This window comes from Halobacteriovorax sp. (assembly GCF_048381875.1).
Lineage (GTDB): Bacteria > Bdellovibrionota > Bacteriovoracia > Bacteriovoracales > Bacteriovoracaceae > Halobacteriovorax_A > Halobacteriovorax_A vibrionivorans.
In genome coordinates, this window is record NZ_JBLXBP010000005.1 from 1 (window position 1) to 18,155 (window position 18,155).

Here is an 18,155-nt window from a genome sequence, read left to right on the forward strand (position 1 = left end):
TCAGATCTTTCAAAAACCGTTTAAAACTTTTTTTGGATTTCTTCTCATCTTGATTGCTACCGAAGCAGCAAATCTTTAATACTTTATTTGAATGTTAAAGAGCTGTCCGAGACTACATGTTCATGTTCAACATGTAAAGCCTTTTTTTAACAATGTGAAAAAAAGTTATCAGCGTTGTTTTCCAACGTTTGTTTTTTTTCGTTTGTTGTTTGGAACGAGATGCATATTATGAAACCGTACCTGGTCCGTCAATACTTTTTTTAAGTTTTTTTCATTTTTTTTTATCTTAATTTCAATAACAATATTAATTACTTACGATTATTAGAGTGTACTTAACTTGGATAGTAGCTTAACCTACTGACAAACCTGTAACATACTGAAAACTCGAAAAGTCGAGATATGTAAAAAATGCATAAAAAAAGGCCACTCTGTGAGTGGCCTTTTATAATCGGTAGAAATCTAAAATCTTTAACTATTTTTTTAGTGGAAAACCATTTTTTTCGAGAGTTTCAACGATCTTATTACTTGCTTCAGTAATAAATTCTCCAGATAAAGTGCTATTTGGATCCAAGAACTCACTTCTTAATGTTACTGACTTCATATTATCGTGCTTATAAATGTCTGCAATAGTTGTAGAAGTTAATTCTTTAATCTTAAGCTTAGATAAACTCTTTAAGATATCACCTACAGCGACTTCTTCACTTACTTCAACTGTACAGTCAAAAGTAGAACCAGGGAATTTTGCTAGCGGTTGATACTTTACTTTATCTTTTTGTGGACGCGATTCAAAAGCACTCATATTAACAAGAGCAATAGAAACATTACCTTTAATCTTAAATTGTTTTAGTACTAGAGGATGTACAGAGAAGATTACACCATCCATCTTTCCTTGAATTCTTAAGTTATAAAACTCGTAAGGATGAATACCATTCCAATCTTCATCAACTGCATTACTTTTAAACTTAGGGTTACGATCATTTAATTGATAATTAATATTAACACTATCAAGTAAGCGAGTTGTATCGTTTAAGAGATCCATGAACGGAGTTGCTTCTTTATCAAAATAAAGTGCTCCATACACACTCTCTTCTTTAACAAAGTCTTTATCATTTGCATGATACGTACGACCAATCTCAAAGAATTTGAATGCACTAGAGTTCTTAGCATTGGTCGCAGCTGCTTCTAAGAAACTTGGGACTAATGACTCTCGCATAAGTGCAGCGTCTTTAGAAAGGGCATTAATGAGCTCTAAACCACCTTTGTGATCATACATTGCTTTCTTTAAAAGTTTTGGTCCAATCATAGGATATGTCATGACTTCAAAAGCACTTGCATGGTTAACCATAAAGTTTTTCATGCTACGATGAAGTTTCTGTGCTGGTGAGAGCTTTACTGGAGAGATATCAAGTTTTGGAGAAGTCGGAGCAATATTATCAAAGCCGATAACACGTCCAACTTCTTCTACAAGACATGATCCTGTTTCAATATCTTTCGTAGCTCGATAACTTGGAATATGTGCAATAAACTTGTCTGCACTTCCCTCAATTTGAATATCTAAGCTTGTAAAGATTCTCTTCATTTCATCAAAAGAAACTTCTTTACCAAGTGCCTTATTAATTTTTGCAGCACTTGATTCAATTGATACTGGTTTAATCTCTGAAAGATTAGGGCCATCATATTGAATATCACCAATAACTTTAGCTTCAGGGTTTTCTTTTAGGATATATTCTAGAGTTCTTAGTAGTGTTCTCTCTAGCATTAAAGAATCAAGAGTTTTTTCATAACGAGATGAAGAGTCTGTACGAAGACCTAAACGCGTTGATGTTTTTCTAACTTCAGCAGCTTTCCAATTAGCAACTTCAATGAAAATCTTAGAAGTATTTTCATCAACTCCACTATTAAGCCCGCCCATAATACCTGCAAGAACAAGAGGCTTATCACTATCACCAATTACAGTATCTCCTGCAACAAGCTTGCGTTTTTCTTCATCAAGAGTTGTAAATTCAGTTTCATCTTTTAGAGAACTGATTACAACAGTATCACCACTAATCTTTTCACGATCAAAGATATGTAGAGGAATCCCTAGCTCAAGCATAACGTAATTAGAGATATCAACGATATTATTAATAGGACGAAGGCCAACAGCTTGAAGGCGTTTCTTCATCCATAGAGGAGACTCTCCTACTTTTACGTTATCGACACTAAGGCCAAAGTAACCAAGACAACTTGTCCCTTCTTCAACTTTAATTTTCATTGGAGCTGCATCACTAGAGAACTTAGACTTCAAGTCCTTTGACCAAGCTTCATTAAATGGGTTTTGTAACTCATTTTCAAAAATCGTTGCAAATTCACGAGCAATACCAAAATGCCCCCAAAGATCTGGTCTGTGAGTTAAAGACTTATTATCTACATCTAAAAGAACATCTTTCTTTTCGTTATAAAGCTCAAGCATATTCTTACCAAGCTCTGGGTTATCAAAAACCTTATCAAGTTCAATGATCCCTGCAGAGTCTTCAGCGAAACCAAGCTCTTCTTCAGAACAAAGCATTCCTTCAGATAAAACGCCACGAATCTTCTTTGGCTCAAGAGTTAATCCATTTGGTAATGTAATTCCCAATGGAGCATATGCAGTACGCATTCCAACGCGAACGTTTGCAGCACCACAAACAACTTGAAACTTATCCTTTCCATTTGTGAATGTAACAAGATTAAGCTTATCAGCTTCAGGGTGCTTTTCTTTTTCTAATACTTCAACAACAGTAATAGCTTCTAAGTGATCTCCAACAGAGAGAACATCTTCTACTTCTGCTGTGGCCAGAGTAAATTTTGATCCAATTTCATTTGCATCTAAGTCTGGAACTTTTACGAAGTCTTTAATCCAATCGATACTAATTAACATATATATTCCTTAAACCTTTCTAATATTCTTTAAATTGTGAATTAAATCTTAGATCACCTGATTGTAAGTGGCGGATATCATCAATCCCATACTTCATCATTACAAGTCGATCTAAACCAAGACCAAATGCAAATCCATTATATTCTTCAGGATCAATGCCACCTGCTCTTAGAACATTTGGATGAACCATTCCACACGGAAGTAGCTCGACCCAACCAACTTGTTTACAAACAGAGCATCCCTTACCGCTACAAACTTGGCATTTAATATCAAGCTCAAATCCAGGCTCAACAAATGGGAAATAACCTGGACGAAGTCTAACTTCGACGTCTTTTTTGAAGATCTCCGTTAGGATTTCTTTCATGAAGTAGATTAGGTTTGAAACAGAAATATCTTTTCCAACCATCATTCCTTCTAATTGTTGGAAGACCATCTCATGCGAAGCATCTGTTCTTTCACAACGAAATACAGTTCCAGGAGCAATAAAGCGGAATGGAGGCTTGCGAGACTGCATCCCTCTGACCTGAATTGTTGATGTGTGAGTTCTAAGAAGGTGCTTATTACCTTCAGGAGATTTCTCATCTTTAAACCAGAAAGTATCTTGCATATCTCGTGCAGGGTGATCTCCTGGGATATTTAGTGCCTCAAAGTTATAGAATTCTGTTTCAATATGTGGGCCATCAAGGACCTCAAAGCCCATTGATAAGAAAATATCTTCTACTTCTTGCTGAACTAGAGTTCTTGGGTGAAATCCACCATGATTATTATTTTTGGCCTTTACAGCATCTGTAAAAGTAATATCGATCTTATTTTTACTAAGTTTTTCATTTATTTGAGCTAATTCAATATCTGAAAGCTTCTTAGCAACTAATTTCTCAATTTCTTGTTTAATTTCATTTGCTTTTGGTCCAATCTCTTTTCTCTCTTCTGGAGTTGCATCCTTTAGTGATTTAAGGATCTCAGAAACGGCTCCTTTTTTCCCAAGGTAACTCGACTTAAGAGATAATACATCAGCTTGTGCACTAAGAGTTTCAATTTCAGCTTGAAACTTTTCATAAGCCTCATTTAGCTTATCAATCATAATTCCCACCTATTCGACTATTTATAAACATTCAATAATAACCTTGGGAGTTTTTCATGCGGTGTGCGAAAAGGCAAGACGTGGGGTGTTTAAAGTGCCAATAAAAATGAGCGAAACCAGTTAAATTGCTGGATGATTTCGGGATGCTGGTAATCAGGATATGTCCACTCTAATTGATGGTAGCTATTTGCTTTAAACTGATAAGTTAGTTCCGCGTAAACGCCGTCTTTTAGATAGATTCGATGAGAGTATGGTTTACCACTACTTAATAGAACTTGATCAAGAGTTATAAGACCAGGATCAAGATTGAACAATCGGCCACTTGTTTGCTGACGGCCTTTTTCAAGCTCATCACAATACACCTTAATGCTAACAAGCTCTTCACGAGAAATAGGCTTAGGATAGAAAATAAAAGAGCGTGAAAGCTCCTCACCCATCTCCTTACTATAATACTCTTTCATTGGAAAAAAATCGTGTTTAAAAATAATAGGTCGTTCATAACCACTTCCCAAAGTGGCAATGATATCTTCTAAATTACACTTCTTATGATTATAGAGAACGCTAATAAATAGCAATGCATCTGTAGCTGGCCTTAAATCACTCAAGAAATACCTATTTCATCTTTTCTTTAAGAACTTCGTAGTAATTTCTTAGCTCATCTTGAGAAACAGTTGCCGTTCCTACTTTTCCAACAACAACACCAGCACCACAATTGGCAACCCATGCTGCTTCCTCAAGACTGCCTCCTGCTTCTAAACAGGCAACAAGAAGTGAGATCGTCGTATCTCCTGCACCAGAAACATCATAAACTTCGTTTGCAACAGTTGGGATCATATGTAGCTTACCATCACCTTTAGTATCAAGCATTGCCATACCACGTGCTCCAAGAGTGATGATGATTTTTTCTAGCTGCAACTTATCGACTAGAACATCTGCAATTTCTTCAACCTGCATATCCTGCGAGTAACCTAATTGATTTACCATTAACTTGGCCTCAACATGATTTGGTTTAAGAAGAGAAACCCCTTTGTAAAATAATGGAGGTGTAGTGCGACTTGGGTCAACAGCGATTAAACTCTTTGACTCTTTAAATTCATTAACAAGTCTTGAAATAAGACTTTCAGTGAGAACCCCTTTAGAGTAATCCTCTAAGATAAGGGCACCATGGTTTTCTTTTAATTCGTTAATTCGCCCAATTAGTCTCTTTTCAACATCTTCACTAATTGGCTTCTTTGATTCGTAGTCGATACGACATATTTGTTGGTGATCAGTTACAATTCTTTCTTTAAAAACAGTTGGCCTTTCTTCACAACGAACAACTCCCCATGTAGAAAGCCCTGCTTCCTCTAGAAGATCCTCAAGAACATTAGCGTTAAGATCATCACCCATTACTCCACAAAGAGTAGACTCTACTCCCAAGGTCTTTAAGTTTTCTGATACGTTTGCTGAAAGACCAAGCTTTTGCCATTCCTTTTGTACTTCAACTAAAGGAACAGGTGCCTCTGGGGAAATTCGATTAACGACTCCAGATGTATACTTATCGATCCCTACATCTCCAACCACTAAGATCGGTTTGATATTACTAAGGTTAGATACAATTGCATCAAAGCGTTGAGGTGAAATTAATTTTGTCATAGTTATTCCATTATTTATTTAAAACTGATTTTGCTATTTCAATTACTCTATCTTCTTCTAATTTTGCCATACAATCATAATAAGGACACTCTATTCCTAGGCAAGTATCAGGCTCGCCACATACAACATTTGGGGTAATATTTTTAATAAAGCCCTTACCTTTCGCTCCCCAGCGTAAAGAAGATTGGCTCTTGATGGGAGAAAAAATTGCAATTAACGCCACTTCAAGAGCTGCGGCCATCTGAATTGCTCCAGAGCTTGGCCCGATAAATAGTTTAGCGTGTTTTAAGATATTTAGAAAGTTAACAATTCCACCTTTCTTTCCATCAAAGTAAAATATGTTTTTTTCTTCATGATCCACCAGCTCATTCTTTATTGGCGCCACATACTTCATATCTGAAGGTATATGAGAAATAATAAAATTAAATCGGTTAGGATAGATGTTGTTAATTCTTTTGATAAAAGTTGCAAAATTCTTCGCAGGCCAACTTAAAATCCCCTCAGATGCACCCGGATGTATGAAGATAAGCTCTTTACTAGAATCAAGTCCTTGTGCTTCTAATTCTTTATTAAAGTCACTTATATCTGAATCACTTTCTTTAAAATTAAAAAATGGCAGATATTCTTTATCTTGAATTTTTGAATAATTTTCAAGCTCACCAAGTAAGGCCAGATTATAGAAAACTTCATGTCCTTCAACCTCAGAGCGTACTTGTCTAATTGCTCGATTTAAAGTGAAGTTTGATTGCCATCTCTTTAAATGACCTCCGCGAAAAGGTATCTTTTTAAGCCAGGCAACAAAGTTTGGCGTTTGAGAGCCTCCTGTATACAGATAGACATCTGGCTTATATTCATTAAATATTTGCAGAGACTTTTTTACTTTCTTTGGATAGGAGCTTGCTCGATCTAAAATAAAAACCTTATCAACATAAGGATGGTTCTTAAAAAGCACAGCAGAAGTTTTTGACGTTATAAAGGCAACAGTCGCATTTGGGTCCATTTCTTTTATGGCCTGTGCCATTGGCATTGTAAGTATATTTGATCCAATGGCGTCAGTACGACTGATGAGATATTTCACAGATCTATTCCAACCTCTTTTGCACGAGCATGAACGTCTTGTTTTAGAGTTGAGATAACTTTTGAGATATCCATCTCGCTAGTATCAACAAGTGTTGCATCATCTGCTTTAACAAGAGGAGCAACTTCTCGACCCATATCTTTTTCATCTCGTTTTTTAACATCTTTTATAAGTTGTTCTAGATCGATATCGCTTTGACCTTTCTCTATTAGTTGGTCGTATCTTCTTTGTGCTCTAATATCTATTGAAGCTGTAACAAAGAACTTAATAAAAGCATCTGGAAACACAATTGTACCGATATCTCGGCCTTCCATGACACACACTTTTTCCTTAGCTATTGATCTTTGGAAATCAAGAAGCATAGTTCTTACGACAGGAATTTGTGAAATAATAGAAGCAAGCTTTGATACGTGGTGCTCACGTATTCTTTGACTTAAGTCCTTACCATCGACTTTTACAAGAGCATCAGCTTGTCCGTACTCGAGTTTGATTTCTTTTAAGAATTTTTCTACTGCTTGGTGATCATGAAGATCAACATCGGCATCATGGGCAGCTAAGCCTATCGCTCTAAACATCGCTCCAGTGTCGATATAGAGAATCCCCAATTCCTTGGCCAATAGTTTTGCAACAGTTGATTTACCACTTCCACTTGGGCCATCAATGGCAATAACTGATGAATATGTCATACAACTTCCTTATCCTGTGAATTATAAGGAATGAATATAGCAATTTTTGAAAACTATTTGAAGTTGAAAAGATGACTCGATGCAGTCGTTAGTTTTTCGCAAGGCGTGAGTTTTTCATATCTTTACTAGCTAGCTTTAGTTCTTCCTTAGTTGGAACAATATCAAGACCTAAATAGTAATTAATGTCAAAAGTATGATTTTTAACGTGAATTATACTCTCGTGACCATATTCACGTGATTTTTCTCTTAGCGAGTCAACAGCTGCTAGCAATTTCTTGTAATTCTTCTTTACCTTATCGTAATAGACATTCTTGATTCCTACTGGACGATTATAACGAAGACTACGACGAACAAAGCCTGGTCCCATATTATATGCAACAGTTGCATAACGATAAAGACCAAATCTCTTATAAAGACGACTTAAATAATATACGCCTAGCTCCATATTCACATGTGGAACTCGTAAGATTTGAATAATATCTTCTTTATTTAGTGATCTTTTAAGAAGCTTATGAAGAAATACTCCTGTCTTTGGCATAATCTGCATTAAACCTTGTGCCTTTACATAACTTTGGGCCTTCGGATTAAAATGACTTTCTGTCCATGCAATTGAAATTACCCAAAGAGGATCAAGTTGTCTTTGTTCAGCAAAGTGTAGAAGTGAAGAAATATACTTCTTAGCTCTTTTATCTATTGGATGTTCCATATGATCGATAAGAGCGTCTTCAAGAGTCTTTTTATCGATTGAAGAAAGGTATCCTAAATGAAGTCTTTTAAAGAATGGGTTTGTATCCTTAAAATTATAAGTATTATAAGGAGTGAAGGCTTTCCCCTCAGAAGAGATTCCTGCAAGTAGACCTAGATCACGAAAATTTTTCGTAGCTGGGGTCCAAAAGAAGTCAAAAGAAATCACGGCCGTCACTGCACACAGACCTAAAATAAACAAAGATCTTACATTCATGCAGTAAGCACTAAAATGTTCAAGATGTGAGTTATATCGCTCACTCGAAGCTTTCATAACGGGCTTTTTACCCCCGTTGAACGCTCTCGTCTAGTTAAAATAAACTTATAACGCACTACTATAGTAGTATTTACAAAAAATATTCATTTAATTACAGGATATTAAGAGGTTATCCTTTAAATTTCATATATTTCACGCATAATAGATATATAAATTTTTAGGAGTTGAAATGACAGATATTGGATTTAATCGATTAAAGGATGAAGAATCAACATATTTAAAACAGCATAAGGACAACCCAGTCCACTGGTATGCTTGGGGACCAGAGGCCCTAACAAAAGCAAAGGAAGATAATAAACCAATCTTTCTATCAATTGGTTATAGCTCATGTCATTGGTGTCATGTCATGGCAGAAGAGTCATTTTGTGATGAGGAAACAGCAAAGTATCTAAATGAGCATTTCATCAATATCAAAGTTGATCGTGAAGAGCATCCAGATATCGACAATTATTATCAACAAGCATGTCAATTATTTACAAACGGTGGTGGCTGGCCATTAAGCGCGTTTCTTATGCCTAACTTAAGGCCATACTTTGTTGGAACTTACTTTCCTAAAGAAGCAAAAGGAAAATCAACTGCATTTAAAGATGTTCTAAAAGAACTTGTTAGGGCCTATAACGAAGAGGTTGAAACAGTTACTGAGAATTCGAATAAAGCTTTTGAGGCAATTGAAAAAGGCTTCATCTCTCCAGAGAAGGTAGACTTCCAGGGACACTTCCCTCACCCAAATTCAGTAATGGATGTTCTTGAGCAATTTAAAGATAATGAAAACGGCGGTTTTGGAGAGGCTCCAAAATTTCCACAACTAGCTTTCTATGAATGGGCCATTGAGCAAATGCTTGAAGGTGTTGTTAAGAAAGAACATGGTGAGCATATAATAAAATCCATTGAAAGAATGCTTATGGGTGGTATCTACGACCAAGTTCGAGGTGGAATGCATCGCTATAGTACAGATAATAACTGGACTGTACCTCACTTTGAAAAGATGCTCTATGACCAAGCTGGTCTTTTAAAGCTTCTTGCAAAAACAAGTATGCTCTACCCATCACCTTTAATCTTTGATGGTATCTTTAATACGCTTGAGTACTTAAAAGCAGAAATGCTTAACGAAGAAGAAAACTTTTTCTTCTCTGCCCAAGATGCTGACAGTGAAGGAGTCGAAGGACTATATTTCACATATACTCAACAAGAGTTTGAAGATGCACTAGGACGATTCGATACAGAAGATGAAGCCCTTACTAAGAATATGGACAAATTAAAAGAATGGTTTGGCGTAACAGAAAAAGGAAACTTTGATTCTGGCTTAAATGTTTTAACTATTAATAACGAAAAGGCTCAAGAAATTTTCACACCTGAGTCTTGGGACTTAATTAGAAATGCTAAAAAAGCATTATTAAATGAAAGAAAACTACGTATTCCTCCTATGACAGATAATAAAGGGATCGCAAGTTGGAACTTTCATATGATCTCTGCACTTTCAGATGTAATGCAATTTACTCAAATTCCAGCAATAAGAAGTGCAGCAAGTACTCTATTTAATCGTATCGTAGAAGGAACATATAAGAAGTTTCTTGAAACAACACCAAAAGGAATGCGACTAAGACATACAACAACACGTCCAGTTGGAGTTTCACTACTAGAAGACTACGTATTCTTTGCTGAAGCACAATTAAGAATCTATGAGCTTAGTGGGAATCCTGTATTTAAAGAAAACCTAAAAGATACTCTAGGTTTTATTATAAAAGACTTCTTAGTAGATGGACGTCTAAAGTCACGAGCAATAAGAGATCAAGATGCGGAACTTTATCCAAATCAAGACTTCACAAGTTTTGATCAATCATTCCGCTCACCTGTTAGCACACTTATTCAACTTGTAAGAAGATCAAGTGTACTATTTGGTGAAGTCGATATGCTTGAAGATATCAAAGAGCTTATGGAAAATGTAACTCACGATGTACTAAAAAACCCAGCGGGATCAGGAGAAGGTCTAAGAGCACTTTCATATCCAGCAAATGCTTATAAGGTAATTAAATGTCCAAAAGCATGGCTCACAAATCAAGAGTTTGCAGGTTTTATCTGCTACTTCCTTCCACGTTTTGTTTTCGACTTCCACGAAGACAAAGGTGAAAGATGGGAAATTTGCGGAACAAATGAATGTGAGATGACTGGTGAAGGACTAGATCACTTCATTGAAACCTTAAAGCCAAACCAACCACAGGCAACAGATGAGTAGTACACACGAAAGGCCGTTGGCCGAAAAAACGATTATAGACTTTTCACATCGCCTACCAGGGCCACTTGCAGGGAAATTACTTGCAGGCCTTGGAGCTGATGTAATCAAGATAGAAGATGCTAAATTTAAGGACCCGTTTATCTATGGCCTATTTGCAGAAATGGATAATTCTTTTCCTAAGTGGTACGAAGAATTGAATGCAAATAAAACGATTCTAAGACTAGACTTCAATAATGAGGCTGCACAAGAGCAAATTAGAGAAACAATCTTTAAGGCCGATGCCATAATTATGGGGATTCCAAAAAAGATTCAACAAAAACTTGGTATCACAATTGAAGACATACAAAAGAATGTAAAACAAAGTTTTGCAGCAGTGATTCCACTTGCCTCAAAAGAGGCCATGAGTCACATGCATGACCTTAATGCACTGGCCATGACTGGCCTACTAAGTCTTCATCTAAGAAATATTAATTCTGTTGAAGATGTTGCCCCACCGTTCTTACCTCTTGCAGGTATTAACTTTGGACAAAAAATGGCATTTGATCTTCTTGGAGCAATGTATAAGTCTAAAGAATCAAATAAAGTTGAAACAATAAACTCATATCTTTATGAATCAACTCAAGAAGTATTTGATGCATTTTGGCCGAAAGATATTAGAGATACAGATCACAAGTTTCTCCATAATGGACTCTACCCTTGTTACAATATCTACCAAACAAAAGATTCACACTTTGTCGTTATGGCATGTGTAGAAGATAGATTTTGGCAATCATTTAGAGAAGCATTTTCATTTGAAGCAAGTGATGAAGATCGTTTTAAGACTGATGGGTCAATTCATAAAAGGCTTAAAGACCTTTTCGGTGAGATGACTTCCCAACAAGTCAAAGAAAAGCTGGGAAGCCTTGATATCTGTATTAACCTAATAAAGTAATACTTATAGCAAATAATGCCACGATAATGACGCCGGTACCAAACATTCGATAGATTGTTGAGCCGGCCGACTTTCTAAGTCCAATAAAATGTGAAATTCTCGATAATACCAGACCACCTAAAAGAAAGTGAATCGCCATCAGATTAATTGCATTCTTTTGAATAGCAAAATAAGTAAGCATAAGAATAAATGGAACATATTCATTATAATTTCCATGAATTCGAACTGCTTTAGTCATATGCTCATTCTTACCATGCCCAAGACCTACACGATGCTTCCATCTCATTCGAATGACGTAGAAAGTTAGTAATAAGTAAATAAGACCAAGTACACCGCAGTAGCGGTAAAAGATTTGTAATTCCATATCAACTCCCTCTAATAAATATGTGACGACTAAAACGATGTAGAAGAAATCAATGAGTCTTCCAAACTCTCATCTCTTAAGCCTTGATAAAAGCGTTTTGTAATATCGGTCGTGAAATCTTTTTCGTATTTTGTTTCTAAAACATAGGCCTTAACAGTAATTTTTAAGCCTACTATTTCTTCAAATTTTTCACTCGATGTAATAATCTTAACAGGCTTATTTAGATAAGCAAAACGACTAGTTCTCGTTACTTCATCTAAAATTGGTAAAACCTGATTCAAATCAACATTGTTTTTAAAGTAATAATCACTACAGACCATCATATCTCTTTCACCAGAGTTAGCAGAAGAGACATTTTCACTTAGAAATAAATTATTTGGGATTGTAACAACAGAGTCTTCTAGTGTTCGTATTCTTACAGATCTGAGACCAATCCTAATAATATCGCCATAATTATCTCGAAAGCTAATACGATCCCCCACCTGAAACGGGCGATCAAAAATGAGAATAATCCCTGCAATAATTGAAGAAACTAAGTCCTTTAGAGAGAAACCTATCGCAACCGCTCCAGAGCCCATAATGGCATAAACCATTTCTTTAGAAGGATTAATAGCAACATAGAGAATCCATAAGCTTCCTACGATATAAGTGATATGAGTCGCAATTGTATTAAATTGAAGAATCGATAAGCGATAAGAAGGTATCTTTATAGCTAAGTATTCAAGTGCCCAGTTTAAGGTCTTTGCAAATAAATAAAGAAATAAAAACCCAAAGAAAATACTCAATATGACTTCAGAACTAATCGAACTAAATAAGCTTGCTACTTTCTCACTAGATTGAATTGTATCCTTAAGCGCTTTATTCATAGATAAAGTTCCTTTTCTTTAAAATCTTCTTTAATTCGTATAACCAATCCTTCCTGATAAGATAGCTATTATCTTCTTTATCCTTATCAATAATGCCTTTATTAAGACCATTTTTTAGAACAAAGTTAACAACCTTTTCACTAAGATCAGTTGTTGCTGATATCTGATCGATATTTAATCTTTCATGCGAAAGTATTGCAGAAAGGACAAAGAGAGACTCATCTGTTAAACTCTCTATCTCATGTATTGGTTTCTTACTTGGAAGGTGTAATTCGATACTCTTATCATCGATACTCAATATTGATTTCAACCACGTATTAATCGCGGCCTGAGGATTACCACCAGTTTGTTTTCCTAAAATTCTAAAGTATATATCAAGTGCATTTTCAATGCTTCGATCAGCACCAAAATGGCACATAACTTCAAATAATTCCGGCTGAAAACGTATCTCTAACTCGCTTTTTTCATGACGTTTAATAATGAGATTTTTAAGCTCTTCTTTATCCCATGGTCTAATGAAAACGGAGTCTGCAGAAAGTTCATATTTATTATAAATATGCTTGATAAGATTTAAAGAATTAGCATTCCAAATCGTCAGCCAAAACACATTCTTTGAACTACTATTTATAATATTAAAAAGCGCATCAAAGGCCTTAAACCCATTAAGCTTTGACAAGAAGAGATTATGAGCGGAGTTTACAATAACAAATTTCTTCTCATCCTCATCCCCATTACCTACAAATTGTTCGAGTCTTTTATGTAGAATACTCCCTTCAGTAATCTTTTCATGAATATTTATTTTAAAAGAATTCACTGAAGAGTAACGTTTTAGAATCTTATTTAAGATATGATTCTTACCACTTCCCGCACCTCCAGAGAAGGCCAGGTGGTAAGAAGGATTAACACCATTTAACCATTCATCAATGCGATCATAGGCCATTGCGGCAGGATCGGGTTTACGAACGATTTGAACATCTTCTTCATTTTCAAAACAAGCTTTATAATCTTCAGGAATATCAATTTCATTAAAGCTATCTTGTCTAAAGTTTTCAAGGTGCTGCTCGAGGAGTCCTGATAATATATTACGACTCCAATCTCTAGTGTTATTAGCAAGTAAAATAACGAGGTAAAGAGAATATAAAAGCGTATAAATGTAAAAGACTAGAGGCAGTACATAATGAATTACAAACTTCGGAATATGCTTTGCTCCAATTGATATGGAAGAAGGGATAATCTTTGCAAGTATGATGTCTGCATACTTTTCATAATCCAGTAAAATTTTTGTATAAATAATAAAGAAAATTATACTTATAATATTATGCCCAAGAAAAGTTGAGAATAAATTATACAATACGATATATATTAGTGTTGTAAGTGTAATTATATATCTTAATTTCTTACTATCTTTTACAAAGTCTTTATTACTTCTTTTAAAATAGACTCTAAAGTTTAAATTTAGAAAACTATGTAGGTAGCCAATATTTATATAGAGAATGTAGACGAGTAGAAAATTTCCAAAAATATGCATGGCCAGAAGATAATCAGCACGATTAAATTTCTCTAAATAGCCATTGAAAATATCAAGACATAAAAAGATAATGATGTAATACGAATTGAAATCAATAAATCGATATAAGCTAGAACGTGCTCGATCCAATTCGTCTAATTCTCTAAGTCGATACTTTCGATATCCTAAAGTGATAATCCTAAGACCAATTATTCCACATACGAAGATAATAAAGGCCTTTAAGGGCGTTGATATAATAAAATGATCAACACGACTGATTATTAATTGCGACTCCTCCTTAAACATAAGAAAGAGTTTCTCTAAAAATTGTTGAACTTGTTTGATGCTAAATGACATGTGTTTATTATAACCAAGCACCTAATTCCTTAATATATGGGTATAATTGCCTATAATATGTAAAATACCGACTATCATAACAACTTAACTTGTTCTTAATTAGGTCTTTATTGTGACATAACCTCAAATATCTGTTATAAAGACAGACTATGATAGTAAAAAGAATCCATTTAAAAGATACTTACGGGATTAGGAAGAAGGTTCTTGGAATTGAGAACGTTGAATCTAGTTATCTATTTGAAGGTGATACTGAGTCGGGAACTTTCCACTTAGGAGCTTTTATAGAAAATAACCTCGTATCTGTAGCCTCTTTTTACTTTAATAGAAACAGTAAGTTTAATATTGATAATCAATATCAACTTCAGGGAATGGCAACTCTTGAAGACTTCAGAAAACAAGGCCTCTCACGAGAGCTTTTAAATGTAGCGTTTCCAATAATAAAACAGAACTTTTGTAATCTTGTATGGTGTAATGCAAGAATTGAAGCAGCTCCTTTCTACCAGAAGCTTGGTTTTGAAATAAGTGGAGACGAATTTGATGTTGAGAATATAGGAAAACATATTCTCATGTATCGTGAGATCAATTAATCCACAGAGTCACAAAAATTATCAATTCTTGATTTTAACATAACTTCATATTGCTCACTAAAACATTGTTTTTGGTTTTGAAACTTCTTGATTATAAGACAACTCATTTGAGGTCTTTGAGCACAATTTCTAATAGTGTCATTATTAACACATGCGAAATGGCGACGAGAACACAAGTAAATGAGATGAGGGCCCTTATTTAGTCCATTACCAATTGAAGACTCTGTTTGAAAACGACGAAATTCATCCGCTTCGCGCTGTTCTTTGAGTTTTTGACGAGTAAAGTCCTCAAGCGGAGTCAGTGTATCCTGTGCTTTAACATCACTAGATATAGTAAAGAGCATAGTCATTATGATCGAAAAAATAAGGAAAATAGGCTTTATTTTGTTATCCATTGATTTATTATCCGCTTCTACTTAAAGCTTTTAAGGCCAACTTTTAAAAAATTTACTATAATAATATAATACGATAATATCATAAATATAAAAAATAGCGATAAAGTACGATTGGTGAAATGCAAATGGAAACGAATACAATTTTAACAAAACTTACAGATATTCTTGAATCTTCAATTAAATTAGCCTACCCAGATGCGCAATTTAATAGAAAAGATATTTACGATTCAATAGGCCAAGCTCCTAATATTGAGATGGCCCATTACGCATTCCCAACATTTCGTTTTGCGAAGGCCATTAAACAAGGACCACCACAAATAGCAGGTGCAATCTTAGATAAAATCCAAGAACAAGAGACATCAAAGCTAATAAAAGATGTTAAAGCACAAGGCCCATACCTAAACTTCACTCTTAGTGCAGATGCATATTTTGAAAACTTAATTAGTGAAGTTAGAAGTGGAAACTTTTTCACAAAGAAGCTTACCTCTAATGAGCCTAAGACTATGATTGAGTACTCTCAGCCAAATACTCATAAAGAGCTCCATGTGGGACATATGAGAAACCTATGTTTAGGTAATGCCTTGGTTAGAATTAAAGAATACTGTGATGTGGATGTTCACCCTGTGACTTATCCAGGAGACTCTGGAACTCACGTTGCAAAATGTCTATGGTACTTAAAATACCACAATCAAGACACGATCCCAGAAACTAATAAGGGAGAATGGCTAGGAAGAATCTATACACTTGCAAATACAAAGCTAGAAGACGAGCTTGGAAGTGATAAAGAAGATGATAATAGAGCTAAGCTTACAGAGATCTTAAAGCAGCTTCATAGTGAAAGCGGTGAATTCTATGATCTTTGGCAAGAGACACGACAGTGGTCTATTGATCTAATGAAAAAAACTTATGAATGGGCAGACGTTGAGTTTGAACGCTGGTTTTTTGAATCAGAGATGGATGCTCCATCACTTAAGATTTGTGAAGACTATTACAAAGATGGAACATTTATTAAAGATGATGGCGCTATTGGAATGGATCTAAGTGACGATAAATTAGGATTTTGTATTCTGATTAAATCAGATGGAACAGGCCTTTATTCAACAAAAGACGTGGCCCTAGCTATTAAGAAGTTTGAAGAATTTGGTGTGGAAAAAAATATCTACATTGTCGACTCACGTCAGGCATTTCACTTTAAACAAGTATTTAAAGTTTTAGAAAAAATTGGTTTTGAGCAAGCTAAAGATTGCTATCACCTACCATATGAGATGGTTGAACTTACAGATGGAGCAATGAGCTCACGTAAGGGTAATATCGTTCCTCTAACTGATCTTATTAATAAAATGGAAACTAAGATCAAAGAGGACTACTTAAATAAATATAAAGGCGAATGGGATCAAGCAGAGATTGACGAGACAGCAACTAAAATTGCAAATGGTGCCATCAAGTACGGGATGATCAAAATTGATAATAATCGTAAGATTGTTTTTGATATGAATGAATGGCTCAAACTTGATGGAGATACAGGTCCATACCTTCAGTATGTTTATGCTCGTATCAACTCATTACTTGTAAAACAAGGCTTTGATAAATCTAAAGAATTTAACCTTGCCAATGCTGCAAGCCTAGAAAATATTAAAGAATATGAGCTAATGCAAAAGATTTCATTATTTAATGATGTTGCAATTAAGGCCCATGAGCAAAACAAAACAAGTCTTTTAACAACTTACCTATTTGAGCTTGGAAAGTTATTTAATAGCTTCTATGCAGCCTGTCCTATCGCTTCAAGTGAAGAGAGTCTTAAACAAGCAAGACTTGAACTTGCTTATGCAACAAGTGAAATCATTAAGCATGGACTTGCTATCTTAGGAATCAAAGTACCTGGCCGAATGTAATTAAATTACTTAGAAAAAATCAATAATTGATTATTTGCAGGCATCTTAATATCTTCTTTTAAAAAGACTCCTTTCTTTAAGAAGTTATTACAGATGTCTTCGAAGTTTCTTATTCCACTTTGTGGGTCTCGCTCTTTGAGATGCTTATCAAATTGCTCATTAGACTCCGAAGTGAACTTTCCATGATACTTAAATGGGCCATAAATAAATAGGACAGAATCCTCATCCATGGCAGCCGCTAGATCCTTAATGAAGGTCTTAGCTTCTTTCCAAGACATAATATGCATTGTATTTGCGGTATAATATGCACCATATCCTTTAGGAACTTTATTAAAGCCTGCCTCGTAGACCTCTGGGCCATTTAAGTTCTTAAAGCTTTGCTTATAATAACTTAGGCACTTCTTAAGTGTTTCTTGATTGGCCCTAATTTCAGAAGTTATAAAGTCTACATCACTAAACTTTTCTGCAAAGTAAGCACTGTGCTGACAAGTCAGAGAGCCAACTTCAAAGAACTTAGGCTTTTTGATGCGTTGATTACTACCCTTTTCCAAATAAGGGGCAATAATATTAAAAATTGGTTCTTTATTTCTTTCACATGCTTCAGAAATTGGTAAATCAGTCAT

General features: G+C 35.1%; 16 protein-coding genes. 4 read left to right on the plus strand and 12 right to left on the minus strand.

Annotated elements, in window-relative coordinates; translation table 11 throughout:
• Positions 1 to 472: 472 nt before the first annotated feature.
• The 7 genes from pheT to ACN5L8_RS13555 form a co-directional block, all read right to left on the minus strand.
• On the minus strand, positions 473 to 2,899 hold the full coding sequence (gene pheT / locus ACN5L8_RS13525) for a phenylalanine--tRNA ligase subunit beta (protein WP_419173278.1): 2,427 nt from the start codon (positions 2,897 to 2,899) through the stop codon (positions 473 to 475).
• Positions 2,900 to 2,918: 19 nt separating this feature from the next.
• Entirely contained in the window at positions 2,919 to 3,980 is a 1,062-nt protein-coding gene (pheS, locus tag ACN5L8_RS13530; protein ID WP_114706256.1) for a phenylalanine--tRNA ligase subunit alpha, read from the minus strand.
• Positions 3,981 to 4,069: 89 nt separating this feature from the next.
• Positions 4,070 to 4,585, minus strand: a complete 516-nt coding sequence (locus tag ACN5L8_RS13535; RefSeq protein ID WP_419173279.1) for a DUF4416 family protein — start codon at positions 4,583 to 4,585, stop codon at positions 4,070 to 4,072.
• A 7-nt stretch (positions 4,586 to 4,592) separates the two neighbouring features.
• Positions 4,593 to 5,615, minus strand: coding sequence for a bifunctional heptose 7-phosphate kinase/heptose 1-phosphate adenyltransferase (locus ACN5L8_RS13540; RefSeq protein ID WP_419173280.1), 1,023 nt, complete (start codon positions 5,613 to 5,615; stop codon positions 4,593 to 4,595).
• A 10-nt stretch (positions 5,616 to 5,625) separates the two neighbouring features.
• Positions 5,626 to 6,693, minus strand: a complete 1,068-nt coding sequence (locus ACN5L8_RS13545) for a glycosyltransferase family 9 protein (protein ID WP_419168587.1) — start codon at positions 6,691 to 6,693, stop codon at positions 5,626 to 5,628.
• The gene (gene cmk, locus ACN5L8_RS13550) at positions 6,690 to 7,379 is read right to left on the minus strand and encodes a (d)CMP kinase (RefSeq protein WP_419173281.1); all 690 of its coding nucleotides are present in this window, start codon (positions 7,377 to 7,379) and stop codon (positions 6,690 to 6,692) included. Before cmk ends, ACN5L8_RS13545 begins: the two co-directional genes overlap by 4 nt.
• 88 nt (positions 7,380 to 7,467) lie before the next feature.
• Positions 7,468 to 8,397, minus strand: coding sequence for a lytic transglycosylase domain-containing protein (locus ACN5L8_RS13555; protein WP_114706261.1), 930 nt, complete (start codon positions 8,395 to 8,397; stop codon positions 7,468 to 7,470).
• 172 nt (positions 8,398 to 8,569) lie between these two features.
• Here ACN5L8_RS13555 and ACN5L8_RS13560 point away from each other — a divergent pair, with 172 nt between their 5' ends.
• Together ACN5L8_RS13560 and ACN5L8_RS13565 are read left to right on the plus strand one after the other, a co-directional pair.
• Positions 8,570 to 10,633, plus strand: a complete 2,064-nt coding sequence (locus ACN5L8_RS13560; RefSeq protein WP_419173282.1) for a thioredoxin domain-containing protein — start codon at positions 8,570 to 8,572, stop codon at positions 10,631 to 10,633.
• Entirely contained in the window at positions 10,626 to 11,564 is a 939-nt protein-coding gene (locus ACN5L8_RS13565) for a CoA transferase (protein ID WP_419173283.1), read from the plus strand. Before ACN5L8_RS13560 ends, ACN5L8_RS13565 begins: the two co-directional genes overlap by 8 nt.
• Here the strand turns inward: ACN5L8_RS13565 and ACN5L8_RS13570 are convergent.
• The 3 genes from ACN5L8_RS13570 to ACN5L8_RS13580 are packed head-to-tail and all read right to left on the minus strand — an operon-like array spanning position 11,548 to position 14,658.
• Positions 11,548 to 11,928, minus strand: coding sequence for an MAPEG family protein (locus tag ACN5L8_RS13570; RefSeq protein ID WP_114706264.1), 381 nt, complete (start codon positions 11,926 to 11,928; stop codon positions 11,548 to 11,550). The genes ACN5L8_RS13565 and ACN5L8_RS13570 overlap by 17 nt on opposite strands.
• Positions 11,929 to 11,957: 29 nt before the next feature.
• Positions 11,958 to 12,794, minus strand: coding sequence for a mechanosensitive ion channel family protein (locus ACN5L8_RS13575; protein WP_419173284.1), 837 nt, complete (start codon positions 12,792 to 12,794; stop codon positions 11,958 to 11,960).
• Positions 12,787 to 14,658 (minus strand): hypothetical protein, encoded by a 1,872-nt coding sequence (locus tag ACN5L8_RS13580; protein WP_419173285.1) that lies wholly within the window; start codon positions 14,656 to 14,658, stop codon positions 12,787 to 12,789. Before ACN5L8_RS13580 ends, ACN5L8_RS13575 begins: the two co-directional genes overlap by 8 nt.
• Before the next feature lie 149 nt (positions 14,659 to 14,807).
• Here ACN5L8_RS13580 and ACN5L8_RS13585 point away from each other — a divergent pair, with 149 nt between their 5' ends.
• Positions 14,808 to 15,245, plus strand: coding sequence for a GNAT family N-acetyltransferase (locus ACN5L8_RS13585; RefSeq protein ID WP_419173286.1), 438 nt, complete (start codon positions 14,808 to 14,810; stop codon positions 15,243 to 15,245).
• Here the strand turns inward: ACN5L8_RS13585 and ACN5L8_RS13590 are convergent.
• Positions 15,242 to 15,640 carry a hypothetical protein gene (locus ACN5L8_RS13590; protein WP_419173287.1) on the minus strand — a complete coding sequence of 133 codons (399 nt, stop codon included), beginning with the start codon at positions 15,638 to 15,640 and terminating at the stop codon, positions 15,242 to 15,244. The two genes, ACN5L8_RS13585 and ACN5L8_RS13590, sit on opposite strands and share 4 nt — an antisense overlap.
• 125 nt (positions 15,641 to 15,765) lie before the next feature.
• On the opposite strand from ACN5L8_RS13590, the gene argS reads away from it, so the two are divergent.
• A complete protein-coding gene (gene argS, locus ACN5L8_RS13595; protein WP_419173288.1) occupies positions 15,766 to 17,532 on the plus strand; it encodes an arginine--tRNA ligase in 1,767 nt (588 codons plus the stop codon).
• Positions 17,533 to 17,537: 5 nt separating this feature from the next.
• On the opposite strand, the gene ACN5L8_RS13600 is transcribed toward argS, so the two are convergent.
• Entirely contained in the window at positions 17,538 to 18,155 is a 618-nt protein-coding gene (locus ACN5L8_RS13600) for a DUF938 domain-containing protein (RefSeq protein WP_419168590.1), read from the minus strand.

What these genes read in the sequence shown, in the direction of transcription:
- ACN5L8_RS13570 (WP_114706264.1), bottom strand. Translation starts at nt 11,928, where the DNA reads ATGGAATTACAAATCTTTTACCGCTACTGCGGTGTACTTGGTCTTATT.
- ACN5L8_RS13540 (WP_419173280.1), bottom strand. Translation starts at nt 5,615, where the DNA reads ATGACAAAATTAATTTCACCTCAACGCTTTGATGCAATTGTATCTAAC.
- ACN5L8_RS13565 (WP_419173283.1), top strand. Translation starts at nt 10,626, where the DNA reads ATGAGTAGTACACACGAAAGGCCGTTGGCCGAAAAAACGATTATAGAC.
- pheT (WP_419173278.1), bottom strand. Translation starts at nt 2,899, where the DNA reads ATGTTAATTAGTATCGATTGGATTAAAGACTTCGTAAAAGTTCCAGAC.
- ACN5L8_RS13575 (WP_419173284.1), bottom strand. Translation starts at nt 12,794, where the DNA reads ATGAATAAAGCGCTTAAGGATACAATTCAATCTAGTGAGAAAGTAGCA.
- ACN5L8_RS13590 (WP_419173287.1), bottom strand. Translation starts at nt 15,640, where the DNA reads ATGGATAACAAAATAAAGCCTATTTTCCTTATTTTTTCGATCATAATG.
- ACN5L8_RS13555 (WP_114706261.1), bottom strand. Translation starts at nt 8,397, where the DNA reads ATGAAAGCTTCGAGTGAGCGATATAACTCACATCTTGAACATTTTAGT.
- ACN5L8_RS13600 (WP_419168590.1), bottom strand. Translation starts at nt 18,155, where the DNA reads ATGACTGATTTACCAATTTCTGAAGCATGTGAAAGAAATAAAGAACCA.
- ACN5L8_RS13585 (WP_419173286.1), top strand. Translation starts at nt 14,808, where the DNA reads ATGATAGTAAAAAGAATCCATTTAAAAGATACTTACGGGATTAGGAAG.
- ACN5L8_RS13560 (WP_419173282.1), top strand. Translation starts at nt 8,570, where the DNA reads ATGACAGATATTGGATTTAATCGATTAAAGGATGAAGAATCAACATAT.
- ACN5L8_RS13580 (WP_419173285.1), bottom strand. Translation starts at nt 14,658, where the DNA reads ATGTCATTTAGCATCAAACAAGTTCAACAATTTTTAGAGAAACTCTTT.
- argS (WP_419173288.1), top strand. Translation starts at nt 15,766, where the DNA reads ATGGAAACGAATACAATTTTAACAAAACTTACAGATATTCTTGAATCT.
- cmk (WP_419173281.1), bottom strand. Translation starts at nt 7,379, where the DNA reads ATGACATATTCATCAGTTATTGCCATTGATGGCCCAAGTGGAAGTGGT.
- pheS (WP_114706256.1), bottom strand. Translation starts at nt 3,980, where the DNA reads ATGATTGATAAGCTAAATGAGGCTTATGAAAAGTTTCAAGCTGAAATT.